Source organism: Pseudoalteromonas pernae (assembly GCF_039831865.1).
Taxonomy (GTDB): Bacteria; Pseudomonadota; Gammaproteobacteria; order Enterobacterales; family Alteromonadaceae; genus Pseudoalteromonas; species Pseudoalteromonas pernae.
This window is the reverse complement of the sequence record NZ_JBDODM010000001.1, coordinates 913,750-931,560: the sequence shown is the minus strand read 5'-3', so window position 1 is coordinate 931,560 and position 17,811 is coordinate 913,750. Positions and strand designations below refer to the sequence as shown.

General features: G+C 45.7%; 15 protein-coding genes, 3 rRNA genes and 1 other RNA gene. 13 read left to right on the top strand and 6 right to left on the bottom strand.

The window, feature by feature from the left end; translation table 11 throughout:
- The 4 genes from V1358_RS04060 to V1358_RS04045 all read left to right on the top strand — a co-directional run.
- A 23S ribosomal RNA gene (locus V1358_RS04060) occupies positions 1–82 on the top strand; the annotation flags it as partial.
- Positions 83–220: 138 nt separating this feature from the next.
- Positions 221–335, top strand: a 5S ribosomal RNA gene (gene rrf / locus V1358_RS04055).
- 72 nt (positions 336–407) lie between these two features.
- Positions 408–522 (top strand): 5S ribosomal RNA (gene rrf, locus V1358_RS04050).
- Between the two features lie 394 nt (positions 523–916).
- The gene (locus tag V1358_RS04045) at positions 917–2,092 is read left to right on the top strand and encodes a JmjC domain-containing protein (protein WP_347392681.1); all 1,176 of its coding nucleotides are present in this window, start codon (positions 917–919) and stop codon (positions 2,090–2,092) included.
- 177 nt (positions 2,093–2,269) lie between these two features.
- Here V1358_RS04045 and ssrS read toward each other — a convergent pair.
- Positions 2,270–2,452: non-coding RNA, 6S RNA (gene ssrS, locus V1358_RS04040), on the bottom strand.
- 197 nt (positions 2,453–2,649) lie between these two features.
- Between ssrS and V1358_RS04035 the strand changes: the two genes are divergently transcribed.
- From V1358_RS04035 to V1358_RS04020, 4 genes are read left to right on the top strand one after another with little or no spacing between them, the layout of a single operon-like run.
- On the top strand, positions 2,650–3,213 hold the full coding sequence (locus tag V1358_RS04035; protein WP_347388837.1) for a UPF0149 family protein: 564 nt from the start codon (positions 2,650–2,652) through the stop codon (positions 3,211–3,213).
- Positions 3,213–4,523: a Xaa-Pro aminopeptidase gene (gene pepP / locus V1358_RS04030; RefSeq protein WP_347392680.1), complete on the top strand. Its 1,311-nt coding sequence runs from the start codon at positions 3,213–3,215 to the stop codon at positions 4,521–4,523. Before V1358_RS04035 ends, pepP begins: the two co-directional genes overlap by 1 nt.
- 3 nt (positions 4,524–4,526) lie before the next feature.
- Positions 4,527–5,699 carry a 2-octaprenyl-6-methoxyphenyl hydroxylase gene (ubiH, locus tag V1358_RS04025; protein WP_347392679.1) on the top strand — a complete coding sequence of 391 codons (1,173 nt, stop codon included), beginning with the start codon at positions 4,527–4,529 and terminating at the stop codon, positions 5,697–5,699.
- A 3-nt stretch (positions 5,700–5,702) separates the two neighbouring features.
- Positions 5,703–6,875 (top strand): FAD-dependent oxidoreductase, encoded by a 1,173-nt coding sequence (locus V1358_RS04020; protein ID WP_347392678.1) that lies wholly within the window; start codon positions 5,703–5,705, stop codon positions 6,873–6,875.
- 18 nt (positions 6,876–6,893) lie between these two features.
- Here V1358_RS04020 and V1358_RS04015 read toward each other — a convergent pair whose 3' ends face one another.
- Positions 6,894–7,739 carry a LysR substrate-binding domain-containing protein gene (locus tag V1358_RS04015; protein WP_347388841.1) on the bottom strand — a complete coding sequence of 282 codons (846 nt, stop codon included), beginning with the start codon at positions 7,737–7,739 and terminating at the stop codon, positions 6,894–6,896.
- Between the two features lie 130 nt (positions 7,740–7,869).
- Here V1358_RS04015 and V1358_RS04010 point away from each other — a divergent pair, with 130 nt between their 5' ends.
- From V1358_RS04010 to gcvP, 4 genes are all read left to right on the top strand, one after another.
- The gene (locus V1358_RS04010; protein ID WP_347388842.1) at positions 7,870–8,448 is read left to right on the top strand and encodes a hypothetical protein; all 579 of its coding nucleotides are present in this window, start codon (positions 7,870–7,872) and stop codon (positions 8,446–8,448) included.
- Between the two features lie 167 nt (positions 8,449–8,615).
- Positions 8,616–9,698 carry a glycine cleavage system aminomethyltransferase GcvT gene (gene gcvT / locus V1358_RS04005; RefSeq protein ID WP_347388843.1) on the top strand — a complete coding sequence of 361 codons (1,083 nt, stop codon included), beginning with the start codon at positions 8,616–8,618 and terminating at the stop codon, positions 9,696–9,698.
- Between the two features lie 30 nt (positions 9,699–9,728).
- Entirely contained in the window at positions 9,729–10,118 is a 390-nt protein-coding gene (gcvH, locus tag V1358_RS04000) for a glycine cleavage system protein GcvH (RefSeq protein WP_347388844.1), read from the top strand.
- Positions 10,119–10,278: 160 nt separating this feature from the next.
- Positions 10,279–13,173 (top strand): aminomethyl-transferring glycine dehydrogenase, encoded by a 2,895-nt coding sequence (gene gcvP, locus V1358_RS03995; RefSeq protein WP_347392677.1) that lies wholly within the window; start codon positions 10,279–10,281, stop codon positions 13,171–13,173.
- 1,194 nt (positions 13,174–14,367) lie between these two features.
- On the opposite strand, the gene V1358_RS03990 is transcribed toward gcvP, so the two are convergent.
- The 3 genes from V1358_RS03990 to V1358_RS03980 are packed head-to-tail and all read right to left on the bottom strand — an operon-like array spanning position 14,368 to position 16,296.
- Positions 14,368–14,820, bottom strand: a complete 453-nt coding sequence (locus tag V1358_RS03990) for a hypothetical protein (protein ID WP_347392676.1) — start codon at positions 14,818–14,820, stop codon at positions 14,368–14,370.
- A 30-nt stretch (positions 14,821–14,850) separates the two neighbouring features.
- On the bottom strand, positions 14,851–15,168 hold the full coding sequence (locus V1358_RS03985) for an STAS-like domain-containing protein (RefSeq protein WP_347392675.1): 318 nt from the start codon (positions 15,166–15,168) through the stop codon (positions 14,851–14,853).
- Positions 15,169–15,180: 12 nt separating this feature from the next.
- Positions 15,181–16,296 carry a hypothetical protein gene (locus tag V1358_RS03980; RefSeq protein WP_347392674.1) on the bottom strand — a complete coding sequence of 372 codons (1,116 nt, stop codon included), beginning with the start codon at positions 16,294–16,296 and terminating at the stop codon, positions 15,181–15,183.
- 275 nt (positions 16,297–16,571) lie between these two features.
- On the opposite strand from V1358_RS03980, the gene V1358_RS03975 reads away from it, so the two are divergent.
- Positions 16,572–17,189 carry a YkvA family protein gene (locus V1358_RS03975; protein ID WP_347392673.1) on the top strand — a complete coding sequence of 206 codons (618 nt, stop codon included), beginning with the start codon at positions 16,572–16,574 and terminating at the stop codon, positions 17,187–17,189.
- Between the two features lie 279 nt (positions 17,190–17,468).
- Here V1358_RS03975 and V1358_RS03970 read toward each other — a convergent pair whose 3' ends face one another.
- Positions 17,469–17,777: a hypothetical protein gene (locus V1358_RS03970; protein ID WP_347392670.1), complete on the bottom strand. Its 309-nt coding sequence runs from the start codon at positions 17,775–17,777 to the stop codon at positions 17,469–17,471.
- Positions 17,778–17,811: the final 34 nt, after the last annotated feature.

The window sequence follows — 17,811 nt, the reverse complement described above, 5'->3', positions numbered from 1 at the left end:
ACTACAACGTTGATAGGCAGGATGTGGAAGCGCTGTGAGGCGTTAAGCTAACCTGTACTAATTACCCGTGAGGCTTAACCATACAACGCCAAAATGGTGTGAGACTGTTAAGTTAGAAGTTAGAAATAAAGACTGAAGTAGACAATTACTTATTACTTTGAAATAAAGAGCAGCTTTCCGAATTAATACTGATTGCGACAGCGATTAGTAACCAACTTTGCTTGGTGATAATAGCGTTCTGGACCCACCTGACCCCATGCCGAACTCAGAAGTGAAACGGAACTGCGCCGATGATAGTGTGGCATTTGCCATGTGAAAGTAGGTCATCACCAGGCTCCTAATTTTAGAAAAGCCCGATTCGAATGAGTCGGGCTTTTTAGAGCAAAAAAAGAATTTACAAGCTTTTGCTTGGCGACAATAGCGTTTTGGAACCACCTGACCCCATGCCGAACTCAGAAGTGAAACGAAACAGCGTCGATGATAGTGTGGCATTTGCCATGTGAAAGTAGAACATCGCCAAGCTCCTAATTATACGAAGAACCCAGCTTATAGCTGGGTTTTTTCGTTTAAAAGCATTGATGCTCTACTTGAACATGGCAGGAAAAAAGCTGAGCGAAGCGAGTTCATTCCTGTGATAAAGCTGTCGGGAACAGCTTTACATCGCGCAGGCGACCCGCAGGGCAAGGGCAGGATAGCCCGAAGTAAAGTAGTCGCTACGAAATAGAACATCCAACTTCGTAGCGAGCCAAGCTCCTAATTATATGAAGAACCCAGCTTATAGCTGGGTTTTTTGCGTTTGGGGTTTAAGGTGACAAGGGGGGAAGCAAAACCACCTTCAAGCGGTAGCGTGCGGCTTATGCGAGTGTTAGACTCGATAGTCTTGGTTTTGAGGTAGTTTGTAGAGTGAGTATTTTAAATGACACGCAGTGCAACTGATGTTGTTTCGCAGGTCTTAGCGCCTTGTTCAGCACAGCAGTTCTTTGATGAGTATTTAGGTAAAAAGCCATTAGTCGTCAAAGGAAAAGGAAGTAGATTCAACATTGCAGGTGAAGATCCTAAAGGCAAAATTCTCAGTGATTATAAGAAATATGCGAGTACCTTAACTTGCCATGCTCATTCTCCGAGTGGACCCCCTCCACATGCTAGACCTGTCAATGATGCATCCGCTTTTTTGGGTTTAGTATCTGAATACCATAAACTTGGGTATACTGTTCGAATTCCAGATGTTACTGATCTCTTTGCCAATCTCACTGAATTTACCCGTTCTTTAGAAAAGTTAGTAAACAATGAAGTAGGGGTAGTAGTTTTTTGGAGTGCACCGGGTGCAGCTGCGCCTGTCCATTATGACGAAGTAGATGTTTTTGTTATTCAATTACAAGGTACCAAACGTTGGTTCATCTCGAATGAGCCATCGACTCTTCCAAATAAGTGGAAAAATGCGGGTGAACCTGCGTCAACATTAACCAATTATCAAACGCTGGATGTCGAGCCTGGCGATTTAATTTATTTACCACGCGGCACTGTTCATACAGTGCAATCAACCAGTGAATCATTGCATCTGTCTATTGGCTTTGTACCTGTAACCGCACGCGAAGGCGTAATAGCAATGGCTGATTTTCTTTCAGAGCATAGCTTTTCGCTACGAAGCGGTTTGTTCCCGAGCGTGGATGAGCAATTAGATGGTGATACTTTTAAGCAGGTCGCTAATAAAATTAGAAAAGAGCTTGCTCAGCTGGTAACTCAGTGCCAGTCCGATGACTTTATTAAAGCTGCGCTGGCACGTCGAAGAGCGCGGATGATTGCTGAACTACCAAAATTAGACAAAGCCCCACCACAGGACATTAGCCCTGATACTCGCTTAAAACGTCACCCATTAGCGATGAGTGAGATTGTGATGACTAGGGACTTTGTGGATTTCACCTTACCTGGCGAGCATATACTCATTAACAGCAGTGTAGAAAAAGCAGTTCGATTTATTGAACAAACGCCGAGTTTTGTAGTGAGAGATATTCCAGGTGATATCGGTAATGATGTGCGCGTGGCATTGGTGAATAAATTTGTCGGCAGCGGTTTTTTACAGGTCAGCGAATAGCTAATCTTTCTTATCAAGATTATGTGGTTGTATTAGTGAGGTGTATGCTGATACAGCCCGTCATCTCACTCTATATCTGCTTCCCCACATACTAGCCAGCACCCTGTGTAACCGGAAAATACCAATGAAGAAAGCGTGAAATAATGATTTGATATTGGCGGAGCATAAAAGAAAAGGATGTTCCCCGGCGTTGCGGTTACGAATATCAGCCCTTGAACCCTGAGGTTCAAGGCGGAAGACAACTACAGGCCGTAGGCTTCTCGGTACATGCCGAGCTTGCGCAGTAGCCCGCAAGATGCATTCCTGTTTAAAATTTATCGGCTCAGGGACATCATTCGCTGGCCAACAAGCTAGGGAACAAGTTAATTATATAAGACAGTGCCGCAGGGATACAGTTTAATCGCAATATTTGTGTTTAAATGCAGGCAAAGTGAACAAGCTGGGCGTTATTTGATCGTTATCATATCGCCATTGCTACAATACGGTGGAGTCAGTCACCGAGCGGTGGTAGCATTACTGACTGTAATCTAAATAATTTCGTCACACGCGAGCCTATCATGAGCGAACAACGTAGCTACCAAGCAGCCCAACTATTATTAGAAAGTAACGATATTTTTGTCATGCCATCAGAAGTGCATGGCATTATCACTGGCTTATTAGCCTGTGGCTTAGATATCGAAGAACATGAATATCAGGGGCTGTTAAGTGATGTGCTTAACGATGGCATCAGCTTCGAGAAAACACTCAAGCAATGGCTCAGCGAGATCTACACCCAAGTGGTAGAGAGCTTTTCTAACGAGCAGCTACAGTTTGAATTAATGCTACCTGATGAAGAAGAAAGTCTAATCGACCAAGCGAATGCCTTGGTTGCTTGGGTTAATGGCTTTCTCCTAGGTTTTGGTTTGAAACAACAAGACTACGGTACGCTGTCAGCGGATGTGAAAGAGGTGATTCAAGACTTCACTGAAATCAGCCGTCTGGATACACATTTCGATGAAAGCGAAGAGGACAAGCAAGCACTTCATGAGGTTCTTGAATACGTGCGCGTATCAGCCATGCTGTGTTTTGCTGAATTAGGCAAACGTGATACCACAGCGACCACTTCGAAGACGCTACACTAATGAATATTACCAAAGAAGAATACCTTGCTCGCCAGCATCAATTGCTGGCGCAGATGAAACATAATTCAGTGGCGGTGATCCCAGCTGCAAAAGAGATCACCCGTAGCCGCGATACAGAATTCCCATTTCGCCAAGACAGCGACTTTTTCTACCTTACAGGGTTTAACGAACCCGATGCCATGCTGGTACTCATCAAAGGCGAAGTACAAAAGTCTGTTATCTATGTGCGCGCTAAAGATAAAACCGCAGAGATTTGGCATGGCCGTCGTATGGGCGCCGAAGCAGCAGTAACGCAACTACCCGTTGATGAAGCATACACCTTGGCTGAACTCGACCAAGGCTTGATTGATGCAGTGAATCAAAAGAGCACGCTTTATTTTGGTCAGGGCGTGTATAAAGACATCGATGAGCAAATCTTCGCGCTGTTAAACACATTACGCGGCGCACCGAAAAAAGGGTATCGTGCGCCAGAAGTTATTCGTGATGTGCGTTCATTAGTGCATGAGATGCGTTTGTTTAAATCACCTGCTGAGCAAGCGATTATGCGCCGTGCAGGGGAAATTAGTGCGCAAGCTCACAAGCGTGCGATGCGCTTTGCCAAACCAGGCGCTACCGAATATCAACTCGAAGCCGAGTTACATCATCATTACGCTATGAATGGTGCGCGTTACCCAGCATACGGCACCATAGTCGGTAGCGGCGATAACGCGACTATCCTGCACTACACCGAGAACGAATCACCGCTCAAAGACGGCGACTTAGTCTTGATAGACTCAGGCTGTGAACTTGAAGGTTATGCGGCTGATATCACCCGTACATTCCCAGTCAATGGTACTTTCTCAGATGCGCAGAAAGCGGTGTACAACGTTGTACTTAAAGCGCAATACGCGGCGCTTGATTTAGTTAAACCAGGTAATACTCTGGCGCAAGCTGCACAGGTGGTAAATCGTGTTTTGACTGAAGGACTTATTGATCTAGGACTACTTGAAGGCGACCTTGAAGAGTTACTAGAGAGCCAAGCCTATCGCGCGTTCTACATGCACGGTTTAGGGCATTGGCTAGGCCTGGATGTGCACGATGTTGGTGAGTACAAACAAGACGAAAAAGACCGCCCGTTTGAACCAGGCATGGTGCTGACCATTGAGCCGGGTTTATACATCAGCGAAGATGCACCGGTTGCCGAGCAATACCGTGGCATTGGCATTCGCATTGAAGACGATGTGCTGGTTACAGAAAATGGCCATGAAAACCTCACGGCTTCAGTACCAAAAGAAATAGCTGAAATCGAAGCGTTAATGCAGGAGAGCTAAACAGTGCAGCACGTTGATGTGGTGATTGTTGGTGGCGGCCTTGCTGGAAGTACACTGGCAAATGTGGTGGCGCAGCAGTATCCAGCGCTGAGCATTGCAGTTATTGAAGCCTTTGTGCCAAGTAATGATGCACCACACCCAAGCTTTGACGACCGCTCAATTGCCTTGGCGGCAGATTCTGTTAATTACCTCAAAGCACATAATCTGTTTAATGAGCACAGTGACTATGCCTGTGCCATTAAAAATGTGCAGGTATCCGATAGAGGCCATTTCGGTAAAACCCAAATCAGCCACCAAGACTATGCCCTTGATGCGTTAGGCTATGTGGTTGAGGTACGTCCTTGGGGGCATGCGTTGCACCGCGCCCTGAGCGCACACCCACAAATTACACAATTCTGCCCTGCAAAGGTCACAGCCGTGTCTATGCATGCAGATCACAATCACATCACCCTGGATGATGGCACCGAACTAGCAGCTAAGCTCACGGTAATTGCCGATGGCGCGCAGTCACACACGCGTTCATTAATGCACCTTGATTTCCACACTCAGCAATACACTCAGCACGCCTTAATTGCCAATGTGGAAGTGCAAGCCGATCACCAAGGTCATGCCTATGAGCGTTTTACTCACCATGGGCCTTTGGCCTTGCTGCCGATGTCGCGTAAAAGATATTCACTGGTGTGGTGCGACGAAGCAGACAAACTTAACGAACTGCAACAGCTGAGCAGCGATGAGTTTGTAAAGGCATTACAAGATGAGTTCGGCTATCGCGCTGGCTTGTTCACTCAAGTAGGGGAGCGCAGTGTGTATCCTTTGGTGTGGGGGCGTATAAATAGTTTGGTGAGTAACCGTGCGGTGGTGATAGGTAATGCCGCTCACGCTATTCATCCCATTGCAGGGCAAGGTTTTAACCTTGGTCTGCGTGATATCAAAGAATTGGTCGCGCGTATCGCTTATGCTAGCGACGATTTAGGCTCCTATGCCTTTACTTGCGCTTACGCACAAGCACGTGAGCAAGATATTACCCGCGTAATGACCCTCACAGATGGGTTGGTACGTACATTTTCAAACAGTGCGCGCAGTATTGCCCTTGGGCGCAGTGTCGGTTTGGCATCCATGCAGCTATGCAGCTCGCTGCGCCAACCATTAGCAAAACAATTAATGGGGTTTAATTAACGCATGTTTCAAGCAAAGGTAGCCGTGATCGGTGGTGGGTGTGTTGGCTTAAGTGCAGCACTGGCACTGAGTTTACAAGGCATTTCGGTAGTCGTCATTGATGCTGGTGACAAATGCGCACCTTTAAGCGATGACTACGGCCTGCGCGTCAGTGCTATTAACCACGCCAGTGAAGCTTTGTTTACTGAACTCGGTGCGTGGCCACACATGCAAACACAGCGCATAAGCCCCTACACGCAAATGGATGTACGCGATAAAGACAGCTTCGCTCATATCCACTTCAGCAGCGACGACTACGACGTATCGCACCTAGGCCATATTATCGAGAATGACGTCATTCATCGCGCCTTGGTCACTGAGCTTGAGCAGCAAAGTAATGTTACCTTGCTGTTTAATCATGCCTACAAAGATATTCACCAAAGTGAAAGTAATGTGCTGATCACGCTGGATAATGGCTCACCGGTCATGTGTGAGTTACTGATTGCAGCTGATGGCGCTAATTCAGGCGTGCGTCAGCGCTTTAATATGCCGATCACCTTTAAGGATTACGATCATCATGCGCTAGTCGCGATTGTGAAAACCCAGCACAGTAACCAGCAGTGCGCGCGTCAGGTGTTCTTACCTGATGGTCCATTGGCCTTTTTACCGCTGCCAGATGAACACATGCATTCCATTGTATGGTCGTGCTCACCACAACAAGCGAAAGCCTATCAAGCCATGAGTGATGAAGACTTTAATAAAGCTTTATTCACAGCCTTTGATGGCCAATGTGGGTTAGTGGAGGTGCAATCGGCGCGTCCAGTATTCCCATTAACCATGCGCTACGCACGCCAATGGGTACTTGATCGTATTGTTCTGATGGGCGATGCCGCGCATACCATTCACCCACTTGCGGGCTTGGGGATGAACCTAGGTTTGAAAGATGCGGCCCGTTTTGCGCAATTAGTGGCTGAGCCGCTGAAAAATGCAGATGCAGATTTACCTCGCGCACTGCGTAGTTATGAACGTGAGCGCAAACTGGATGCACAAAAGCACATCGCCACCATGCAAGGTTTGAAAAGCGTGTTTGCGGGCGCGAACCCAATCAAAAAATTGGTGCGTGGTTTAGGTTTAAGTGCGGTAAACGACATTAAGCCATTGAAGCAACTCTTTGCTGAGCAAGCTTTGGGCAAATAGCCCAAAGCCTATTTTAAGCTAGCTCAAGCGTAAGGTAATAAACTCGGCCAGTTTATCGATGGCATTGGCGGGTTCTTGAGCACGTTTGATTAAACTAATTCCCACTTGGCCAAGCGCAGGCAGTACATCGGTGCTGGTTGTAAACGGCAACTCTTCCGGCACCGTTTTACGCGCCAATACAGTGATCCCCAATTGCTCTTTAATAGCCGCTGTTAAGCCAGTTAAGTCGGCGTTGGTGTAAACCACGCGCCAAGGAATACCCGCTTGCTCCAGCGCTTCAATCGCACGACGGCGATAAATACAACCTTGTGGCGCCACCACCAAAGTCACAGGTGTGCTCGGGCTAATGGCGGTGTTACCTACCCACACTAGGTCATCTTGCAAAAAGCTCGGATAGTGGGGGTTATCTAATTGCTCTACCAGCGTCAGCACCAAATCAAACTCATCGCGATTACTCACATGCATCAGTTGCTTGCTGAGCTCTGATTTCACTTCCAACGATACATCCGGATACAGCGACACAAAATCGCCAATGATCGAGGGCAAAATACTCGCCGCGAATTCACTGGGGATCCCCAAACGTACTTTACCTGTCACCGTTTCATTGCTGAACAGCTGCAAGATGGCATCATTCTCTTTGAGAATTTGCTTAGCTAAGGGGAGCAGTTGTTCACCTTGGTGATTAAGCACTTGGCGCTGACCTTGCTTTTTAAACAGCTTGCGACCGAGTAGATCTTCGAGTCGTTTAATCTGCAAACTCACCGCTGGTTGCGATAAACCCAGTAATTCACCTGCCTTTGCAAAGCCACCTACGTCTACCACGGTGACCAAAGTACGCAGGCTGTCCATTGGGATGTTTTTCATATTAGCTATCGAAATTTATTGCTTAAAATACATTTGCATTATTTATCAATCGATAAAAAATTACAATTTGTTGTTGAAAAAGCCCAGCTCTATACTGCCATCAAGTTAAAAATTATCAGTTGAGGCAGCCATGGCAATTCAATCACTCTTTTTTGCCCGTCATCACGGGGCAGTTGATGCCAGCACCAATACCTTTGTAAATGCACACGAGCAAATCATCGATTTAGGTGGCTCAGAAGTGTTGTTGTTATTGCAAAGCTTAAAAAGCAGCACCCTAAACTGGGCAACCAAATCCGGTATGGCAGTGCGCTACGACTTAACTGATATCGGTGTGTCATTCGATGTATTTTTCTTAAGCGACACAGCGCTGCGTATTGTCACTAATGATGCGCCAAAACTAACAGCAATTCTTATTGAAGCCAGCGAGCAGTTTGATGTGGATGTGATGCCGCGCCCCGAGCTTGCCAGTTTGCACTTTAGTGGCCCTGATGCCGAAGAGTTTTTAAGCACGCAATTTAGCTTATATATGGGTATGGCGCTTGGCCAAGTCACCCAGCATTATGGCGTGCAATGTGATGCCTGTTTTGTGGTGGCCAGTGCTGATAACGGTGAGCAATACTACCGCGTGTTTGCACATCCGCACACATTGAATACACTGACCAATAGTTTGACCGGTGCGCGTTTTAACCCCCAAGCAGATGCTGCTTAAATGACGCCGGAAGAAATGTACGCTTTTTCTAACAGATGTTACAAAAGTAATTATTAATTTGGGTGTCAGCGGCGAACAACTTATGTATAATCGCGGCCCATGTTATTCCCCCTCAATTTATGAGGCCACGCCCACCATACTGGGTTTGTAAAAAGTGAAGGAATATTATGTCTTCTAAAACACCTCTACATGCCAAGCACCTAGAAGCTGGTGCCAAAATGGTTGATTTCTTCGGCTGGGATATGCCGATCAACTACGGTTCGCAAATCGAAGAACACAACGCTGTGCGTACCGATGCTGGCATGTTCGACGTATCACACATGACCATCGTTGACGTTCAAGGCGATGACGCAAAAGCATTCCTACAAAAACTTGTAGCTAATGACGTTGCTAAGTTAACTGTACCGGGTAAAGCACTTTACACAGGTATGCTTAACGAGCAAGGCGGTGTGATCGACGATTTGATCATCTATTTCTTCAGCGACACTGAGTACCGCCTAGTTGTTAACTCAGCAACGCGTGAAAAAGACTTAGCGCACCTAAGCGTAGTTTCTGCTGATTTCAGCGTGACTGTTACAGAGCGCCCAGAGTTTGCAATGATTGCGGTTCAAGGCCCTAACGCGAAAGCGAAAACAGCAACAGTATTAAGCGCAGCGCAACAAGAAGCAGTGGCAGACATGAAGCCATTCTTTGGTGTGCAAGCGGGTGATTTATTTATCGCCACAACAGGCTATACTGGCGAAGATGGGTACGAAATCGTAGTACCAAACGAGCAAGCAGCTGACCTATGGCAGCAGCTTCTAGACGCAGGCGTAGCGCCAGCAGGTCTAGGTGCTCGTGACACACTACGTCTTGAAGCGGGTATGAACCTATACGGTCAAGACATGGACGAAAGCGTGTCGCCACTTGCGGCGAACATGGCTTGGACCATTGCTTGGGAACCAGCTGAGCGTAACTTCATCGGCCGTGAAGTAGTAGAACAACAACGCGCTGATAAGAGCACTGACAAACTTGTTGGTCTTGTGCTTGAAGAAAAAGGCGTGTTACGCGGTGGCCTAAAAGTAATTTGTGATGCAGGCGAAGGGGTGATCACCTCGGGTACTTTCTCACCTACACTAGGTCACAGTATTGCACTTGCACGTGTACCGCGCGAAATCGGCGACACAGCGCAAGTTGAAATGCGTAAAAAATTAGTCAATGTTAAAGTGGTTAAGCCTTGCTTTGTGCGTCAAGGTAAAGCCGTAGTATAAGAATTTAAATTTACACCAAAGGAACAGACAATGAGCAACATTCCAAGCGAGTTAAAGTACGCTAGTTCACACGAGTGGGTACGCGCTGAAGGCGATGGTACTTACACTGTAGGTATCACTGAGCACGCGCAAGAGCTTCTAGGCGACATGGTATTCGTAGAATTACCAGAAGTGGGTGACGAAGTTGACGCAGGTGAAGACTGTGCAGTTGCTGAGTCTGTAAAAGCTGCTTCAGACATCTACGCGCCAATCGGCGGTGAAATCGTTGCAATCAACGAAGAACTAGAAGACGCGCCTGAGACAGTTAACTCAGACCCATACGGTGACGGCTGGTTGTTCCGTATTAAAGCGTCAGACGAGTCTGAGCTTGATAACTTACTTGACGCTGAAGGCTACACGAACAGCATCGACGACGAGTAATATTCGTTTGGGCTGCGGCCCTAAAAAGCCCCGTTTCGGGGCTTTTTAAGTTTATGTGCCGCCATATCGGCACCTTTACAGGTTTGGTGTAACGCCTTGTTTGTAGGCAAAACCCCCACCAAATCGCATTAAATTTCTTGGATCATAGGAATCTGGACATATGTCAAATGCCAAATCTCTTGAACAGTTAGAGCAAAAGCAAGATTTTATTCGTCGTCACATTGGCCCGAGCCCGGCGCAAATGAGCGACATGCTTAGCGCTCTTGGAGTATCGAGTGTTGAAGAGCTTATGGAACAAACTGTTCCTGCTAGCATTCGTCTTGAGAACGGCCTGCAAATTGGCGAAAGCCGCACTGAGGTTGAAACCCTGAGCTACCTAAAATCAGTAGCTAGCCAAAACAAGGTATTCAAATCATACATTGGTCAGGGTTACCACCCGACACATGTACCTCACGTGATCCTGCGTAACGTTTTAGAAAACCCAGGTTGGTACACAGCATACACGCCTTACCAGCCAGAGATTGCACAAGGTCGTTTGGAATCACTACTTAACTTCCAAACGCTATCAATGGACTTGACCGGCCTTGACCTTGCAAGCGCGTCACTACTTGACGAGTCAACTGCTGCTGCTGAAGCAATGGCACTTGCAAAGCGCGTTTCTAAAGCGAAAAAAGCGAATGCATTCTTCATCGCAGAAGACGTTCACGTACAAACTATCGACGTAGTAAAAACACGTGCCGAGCAGTTTGGTTTTGACATCATCATTGGTCCTGCAAGCGAAGCTGCAAACCATGAGATCTTCGGTGCCTTATTCCAGTATCCAACAACAAGCGGTGAAGTGGTTGATTTAACTGACCTTATCGCTGCTGTACAAAGCAAAAAAGCACTTGCGTGTGTTGCTGCAGACATCATGGCGCTTATGCTACTTAAAGCACCAGGTAAACTAGGTGCAGACGTGGTACTTGGTTCTGCACAGCGTTTTGGTGTTCCTATGGGCTACGGTGGTCCACACGCGGCATTCTTCACCACGCGTGATGCATACAAGCGTTCACTACCAGGTCGTATCATCGGTGTGTCAAAAGACCGCCTAGGTAACGACGCATTGCGTATGGCAATGCAAACACGTGAACAGCACATCCGCCGTGAAAAAGCGAACTCAAACATCTGTACTGCACAGGTGTTACTAGCGAACATGGCAGCGTTCTACGCGGTTTACCACGGCCCACAAGGTCTGAAAACAATCGCTGAGCGTATCCACCGTTTTGCTGACATCCTAGCTGCTGGCCTTAAAGAGAAAGGCGTAGCGCTTAAGCACGACACATGGTTCGACACCATCACTGTTGTTGCTGATAACAAAGACGAAGTTATTGCACGCGCACTGGCAGCAGAAGTTAACTTCGCGACTAACCACGCAGGTGAGTACTCAATCTCTGTATCTGAGACCACAACTCGTGAAGACGTACTAGAGCTATTCGACATCATCCTAGGTGAAGGTCATGGTCTAGACGTAGCAGCACTTGATGCACAAATCAGCGCCAATGGTTCACAGTCTATCCCAGCTAGTCTAGTACGTGATGACGAAGTGTTAACGCACCCGAACTTCAACTCGTACCACAGCGAAACTGAGATGCTTCGTTATATCAAGCGTCTAGAAAACAAAGACTTATCGCTTAACCACTCAATGATCTCGTTAGGTTCATGTACGATGAAACTAAACGCGACAGCAGAGATGATCCCAATCACATGGCCAGAGTTTGCAAACTTGCACCCATTCTGCCCATTGGATCAAGCGGCAGGTTACCAAGTGATGATCAACGAGCTACACGACTGGTTAGTAAACATCACAGGTTACGATGCAGTATCACTACAGCCTAACTCAGGTGCACAGGGTGAATACGCAGGTCTTATCGCGATTCGTAAATACCACGAGTCACGTGGCGAAGGTCACCGTAACGTATGTTTGATCCCAAGCTCTGCACACGGTACTAACCCTGCATCAGCACAAATGGCTAGCATGAAGATTGTGGTTGTTGATTGCGACAAGCAAGGTAACGTGGATATGGCTGACCTTAAAGCGAAAGCTGAAGAAGTGTCAGAGAACCTATCGTGCATCATGATCACATACCCGTCTACACACGGTGTATACGAAGAAACAATCCGTGAAATTTGCGACATCGTGCACCAGCACGGCGGCCAAGTTTATATGGATGGCGCGAACATGAACGCGCAAGTAGGTGTAACAAGCCCAGGCTTTATCGGTTCAGACGTATCGCACCTTAACCTACACAAAACATTCTGTATCCCACACGGTGGCGGTGGCCCAGGTGTTGGCCCAATCGGTGTTAAATCACACCTAGCGCCATTTATGCCTAACCACAGCGTAATCAACGTACCGGGTACAAACGTAGACAACGGCGCGGTGTCAGCTGCTCCTTACGGCTCTGCGGCAATCCTACCAATTTCATGGGCATATATCGCCATGATGGGTAGCGAAGGCCTACGTGAAGCAACAGAAACAGCGATTGTGAATGCAAACTACCTAGCTGAAAAGCTAAGCGAGCATTACCCAATTCTATACCGTGGCCGTAACAACCGCGTTGCGCACGAGTGTATTGTTGACCTACGCCCACTTAAAGAAGCCACTGGTGTGTCTGAAATGGATATCGCTAAGCGCTTAATGGACTACGGTTTCCATTCACCAACAATGTCGTTCCCAGTAGCGGGCACATTGATGATTGAGCCAACTGAATCTGAGTCTAAAGTTGAGATCGACCGTTTCATCGAAGCGATGGTGTCAATCAAGAGCGAAATCGACAAGATTGCTAACGGCGAATGGTCAATTGAAGACAACCCGCTAGTATACGCGCCGCACACGCAAGCAGACGTACTAGGCAACGACTGGAACCGCGCATACGACCGTTTCTATGCTGCATTCCCAGTTGAAAGCGTAGCGAAGAACAAGTTCTGGCCAACAGTAACACGTATCGATGACGTGTTCGGTGACCGTAACCTTATTTGTTCTTGTCCTGCGGTAGATACGTATCGCGACGAGTAATTGGCTTTATTCTCGCTGCAGAGCGAGGGCTGATTAACAACATTTGGAAAGCGCCCCTGAAAAGGGGCGCTTTTTTTTGTGCTTGTAGGTCGCTAGTAGTTCGCTTGTAGGTCGGTCTTTGCCGACATGGATGTCGGTAGTAGGGCAATGCAGGAGCATATTGCCGATAAGGCCGACAATAAAGGGTTATTTTCTCGAATTTGCTCTGGTGTTAACGGGTGAGAGTATTCTTTCACATTGGTATTTTGTCGCGTTGGCGACGACAACCAAAGAGGGAGTGATTCGACTCCCTCTTTGGAAACTCCGCGAACCCGTAATTCGCAATTGCTTTCGAACTCATATCTTTTGTTAAACGCTCTGCTTAGCTGCTGACACGATTTAACAGCACATCCCTGTGCTGGTAAATCTAGCTCGGCGTCGTGCCTCGCTGACACCAGCACGCTTCGCAACAAAAGCTGATTTCTACAGCGCGAATTTAACGGGGGATAGGGTGCTGTTAGTTGGGTGCATGGCGGAAAGTTTTGAGCTGTTGTAATAATGCAAAACTTGGCGACCTGTAGGTCGGTCTTCAGGCCGACAATGCGGTGGCACATTGCCAATAAGGCCGCATGTCTTGTAGGTTGGTCTTTACCGCCAAGGTTGTAGGTCGGTCTTTAGGCCGACAAAGGCTAATATAAGATTTCATAATTGCTGAGGAATGCTGGATAACATGGCTTTTCAAATTACTCCCTGGTCGGGCCGCCGACTTCGGCCAAAAGGAAATGCTTGTCCATTTCCTCTTGGATCTCCTAGGACACCCCCGCATTCGCTTTTTGCTTGCGCTTGTTGGCGTTGCCCACGCACACAGCGAAACTCGGCTATCCCTGCCTCGGTTCGCTTAATTTGACCATCCAAGGTCAAATTGTGCTATCAACTCCGTCATGCTCAGCGCAAATGCAGGGGGACTGGATGCTGTGAGCTGCTGACATGAATGCTAGCTCTAGCTTGGCGTCCTGCTTAGCTGTCACCAACACACTGCGTAACAAAAGCTGAGCTCGGAAACGCGAATCTATACTTGGATATCTTGTTGAGATTTTTGTATTTTGGAGCCAAAACTTCAGTTAAATAAATTTGAAAGTACTTGGTGCTAATTAACCATATATCAAGGGGTAACTTAAAAATTGTAACTTTTTACCTGAGATATTACTCCAAATATCATTTGAAGTAGCCAGATATTACGTATTTGTATGTGTGTAGAAGCTCTTGTTGAGCGGAGATTAATGCTCCGTATACTGTCGCTTCACTCTGATGTTCAATGATTTGGTCACAGCTCTTTTTTAACTCTAGGAGCTTATCCTGAACAGCGGGAAAGTGCGGATTTATATCATTTAGTTGATTACATACAGCCTTAATACGACTGTTTTGAGCCACAAATATATGATGGGTTACCTCTATCAAATTTGATTCGTCAGATTTTATAAGTTCAAATGCATGGCCACGCATTTCGTCTAATATTGCCTCTAGCTTATCTATTAGCTTATTCGTAATATCAACTCTAGATTTCTTCTTTTGAAAAAAGGCTCTTATAAAGAAACCGATTCCAGTACCCAGTAGTACTAAAAGTATCGAGATTATTAGCTCTAACCAAGCTATTCCATTTAAATGCATAGTGGCCTCAGACGTTATAGAAACAATTCATTAATCTTTTTCTATTTCATCTTCGACATAACCTTTTATCTCTTCTATGAGAATTTCATCTTCGTCAGATTTTAGATGGTTGATTATGCCCCATACAATGTCTTGAGAAATACCTTTTCGGAGTAAACCTGCAAAAGCTTCGTCGAGAAATGATGAACCATATCCAACTGTTCCATCCAAATCTACTTTAACAAGATTATGCTCTAAAATTGCAGGTATCAAAACATTATCGCGAAATTCCTCTCCGCTATACTTACCTAGCTTTATGTACCTAGGTCCAGGGAACCTTGAAAAATCTTTTACTTTAATAATTTGCACTTTGTAGCACTCTTATTCCGGTTTTATTGGTATTGACCACTGTATTACTGTCCCACCTATAGAATGGTGGTTATTGTAACCTAATTCAACGTACTTTGACCCTTTTCCTTTGTATTGATAAGTCCCTTTGTTAGAAAATATTATCAATTGAGCTCCATCGTGAGCTGTCACAAAGCTCTTTATGTCTTGTCCCCCCTTGCCTCGATGAGTCATTTTTGTTCTCGTCTCTTTCACTAGTGTGGAAGCATGAATTTGAAAAGCGTCACCACTGACGGGAGATTGGTTTTTCTTATCCTTATAGAAATTCTTTAAGGTTTGGGTTATTTGTTTGAGTAAAGATTCACTTTGAGTATAGGGCAGTGTATTTGGGATACCATGGCCTCTGTCGCATACTAGAATTATGAGTTGCGAATTAATTATTCCAACAAATATCCACCATTTCTTTACTGGAAAAAGTTTTCGGGTTGGAATTAAATTAGAATATGCATGCTCAACTGCGTTGCTTATAGCTTCAATACCACTGCGGTATAGCTCTTTCGTCTTTACGCCAAGATCTCCTGTAATTTTAATTGCATCCGACAAGCTTTCCCCTTCAACTTGATCGGAAGAACCAATGTACCAGTTATCTACATGTGGGAATGACTTTGTTTTAAAAGGACCTAAACGTAATATTCGATAGAACCCAATTCGTTCTAAAACAGCATGTACAACATTTGTTCTTTCAGTCTCATTTTTACTTCTGGTATTTGGAGGTCTCGTGATTTTGACCTTTAGCGTAGGAAAGCGCCTAAGCAAAACTTCCGTCGTAGAGAGTAGAACAATACCTGCAGCTGCAGTGATTAAAGAGGTGTTCCTAAAGCAGATCCGAAGTGTGGCTCCGCTAGCATTCGCTTCGACGGCTTTCTTCTCAAGATTGATCATGAACGCCATTGTTTTAGTATGTACCTTAGGCTTATATAAGTCTATTTGCTGAGGCGCTATAACTTTCAGCTCTGACTTTAAGCGAGATTTTTTATCTGGATATTTCCTCGTACCGCTAAATTTTTTGCCACCGCCTCGCTGAGAGCGCAAACGCTTCTCTGATATTTTTCGGTTAGCTTTTTTATGCTTTGAGTCCCTAATTCGCATATTTCGTTCAACCGCAATCCATTATATAACTTGTTAATCTGTCATGTTAATCGCTAACATTTTAATTCTCAAGCAGATAAAATAGATAAGACGCTCACTTTTATTACTTTTTGCTAACGATTACTTACCTAGATAAAGTGGGTTTAGAGCTATCGAGTTGTCAAAGGTTAACAAAGTAATAGTAGGGTAAATTTAGAGGGTTCAGAATAAGCTTTTCTATCTACGAATTAACCAGACTTAAATGAAGGTTTATATTTCAAAGCAAGGATGTCGAAATGTTTAAAAAGTTTAAAGATAAAGCAGCTAAAGTAGCTAGCTCGGCTAGTGAGGCATCAAACAATATTAAGAATAAGTTTGATGAAGCTGGAGTTAGTAAAAAGGTTTCAGCTAAACTTAAATCCATTAACTTAGCTGTAATAGAGGATTGGACAAGAGGTAGCGAAACTCCAGACAAGCGCTCTCTCGCTGAAAAGCTTAAAAGTTCGGCAAAGAAAGTCGGTGAAGAGTTATATGTTCTGGTAATGCAAACTTACATAGCGATGGTTGACACGGATACACCCACTCAGACTAAAGCGATATTAGGAGCGGGCCTCGCTTACTTTGTGTTACCCACTGATTTAGTTCCTGACTTTATAGCGGGAGTGGGGTTCACTGACGATGTCGCTGCATTAGCTTTGACTGCAAAAAATGTTGGAGATGCAATAACGGAAAAGCACGTAAATGAGGCAAAAGTTAAGTGGGCCAATTTTGCTGAGAGTTCTGACGAGAGTGAAAGTTCAGTAATCGATAGGGCAGAAGTGGTTGATTTCCATGATAGTGAAGCTGGTAGGAATGAAGGGGAGGAACAAGTGGACCAAACCGGAACAAACAAAACACCCACTTCAGGTAGATAAGATACAGAGAGGATATTTTCATTTGGCTTGACTGCAGAAATAACCAATATTTGTGTTCAATATGATAAATCCTAAAAGGTAACGTCATCTGAAATATCCGTTCATTAGGAACTATAGGCGTTAACGGGTCGAGAAGGGTGTGGCTGATATTCAAGCAAACAATTCTAGGCTGCTACGGAGGAGGGAATAACAAGACACCCCCTCCAAAAAGGAAAAAAAATGGGGCCGGTCTGCATCCTGCAGTCCAGCAAATTCACCTGAACTCTTTTATCTCCTATCTCAATCCTCTGGCCCTTTCAGGGTAAAGGTTAAGTGCTTACGCATATCTTTTAGGATCACGCCTTTTTTTAGCATGGCGGCGCTTAGGCGTTTTTGCCATTTGAGTAGGTGAGGTTCGGCGGCCTTTAGTGCTTGGTCATTTTCGAATTGAAAACATAGGAGCAGGGAGCCGGGGAACAAGTGGTACTCCACGTCAAACCAGCATTGCAACATGCCGGGTATTTCTGCGCGCGCTTGTTGTTCGAGTGCATCGGCAACGTTGAGCACCAGTGCTTGTTGTTTTAGCTGGACTTTGGAGAGCTTTTTCATGGAAGTTCGAGATAAGGAGTTACGGTAATAGAGC

Bases quoted from the DNA above. Each gene is read 5' to 3' on its own strand.
- V1358_RS04045 (WP_347392681.1), top strand. From the start codon at position 917: ATGACACGCAGTGCAACTGATGTTGTTTCGCAGGTCTTAGCGCCTTGT.
- V1358_RS04010 (WP_347388842.1), top strand. From the start codon at position 7,870: ATGGCAATTCAATCACTCTTTTTTGCCCGTCATCACGGGGCAGTTGAT.
- V1358_RS04015 (WP_347388841.1), bottom strand. From the start codon at position 7,739: ATGAAAAACATCCCAATGGACAGCCTGCGTACTTTGGTCACCGTGGTA.
- gcvP (WP_347392677.1), top strand. From the start codon at position 10,279: ATGTCAAATGCCAAATCTCTTGAACAGTTAGAGCAAAAGCAAGATTTT.
- gcvT (WP_347388843.1), top strand. From the start codon at position 8,616: ATGTCTTCTAAAACACCTCTACATGCCAAGCACCTAGAAGCTGGTGCC.
- V1358_RS03980 (WP_347392674.1), bottom strand. From the start codon at position 16,296: ATGCGAATTAGGGACTCAAAGCATAAAAAAGCTAACCGAAAAATATCA.
- gcvH (WP_347388844.1), top strand. From the start codon at position 9,729: ATGAGCAACATTCCAAGCGAGTTAAAGTACGCTAGTTCACACGAGTGG.
- V1358_RS04035 (WP_347388837.1), top strand. From the start codon at position 2,650: ATGAGCGAACAACGTAGCTACCAAGCAGCCCAACTATTATTAGAAAGT.
- V1358_RS03975 (WP_347392673.1), top strand. From the start codon at position 16,572: ATGTTTAAAAAGTTTAAAGATAAAGCAGCTAAAGTAGCTAGCTCGGCT.
- pepP (WP_347392680.1), top strand. From the start codon at position 3,213: ATGAATATTACCAAAGAAGAATACCTTGCTCGCCAGCATCAATTGCTG.
- V1358_RS04020 (WP_347392678.1), top strand. From the start codon at position 5,703: ATGTTTCAAGCAAAGGTAGCCGTGATCGGTGGTGGGTGTGTTGGCTTA.
- V1358_RS03970 (WP_347392670.1), bottom strand. From the start codon at position 17,777: ATGAAAAAGCTCTCCAAAGTCCAGCTAAAACAACAAGCACTGGTGCTC.
- V1358_RS03990 (WP_347392676.1), bottom strand. From the start codon at position 14,820: ATGCATTTAAATGGAATAGCTTGGTTAGAGCTAATAATCTCGATACTT.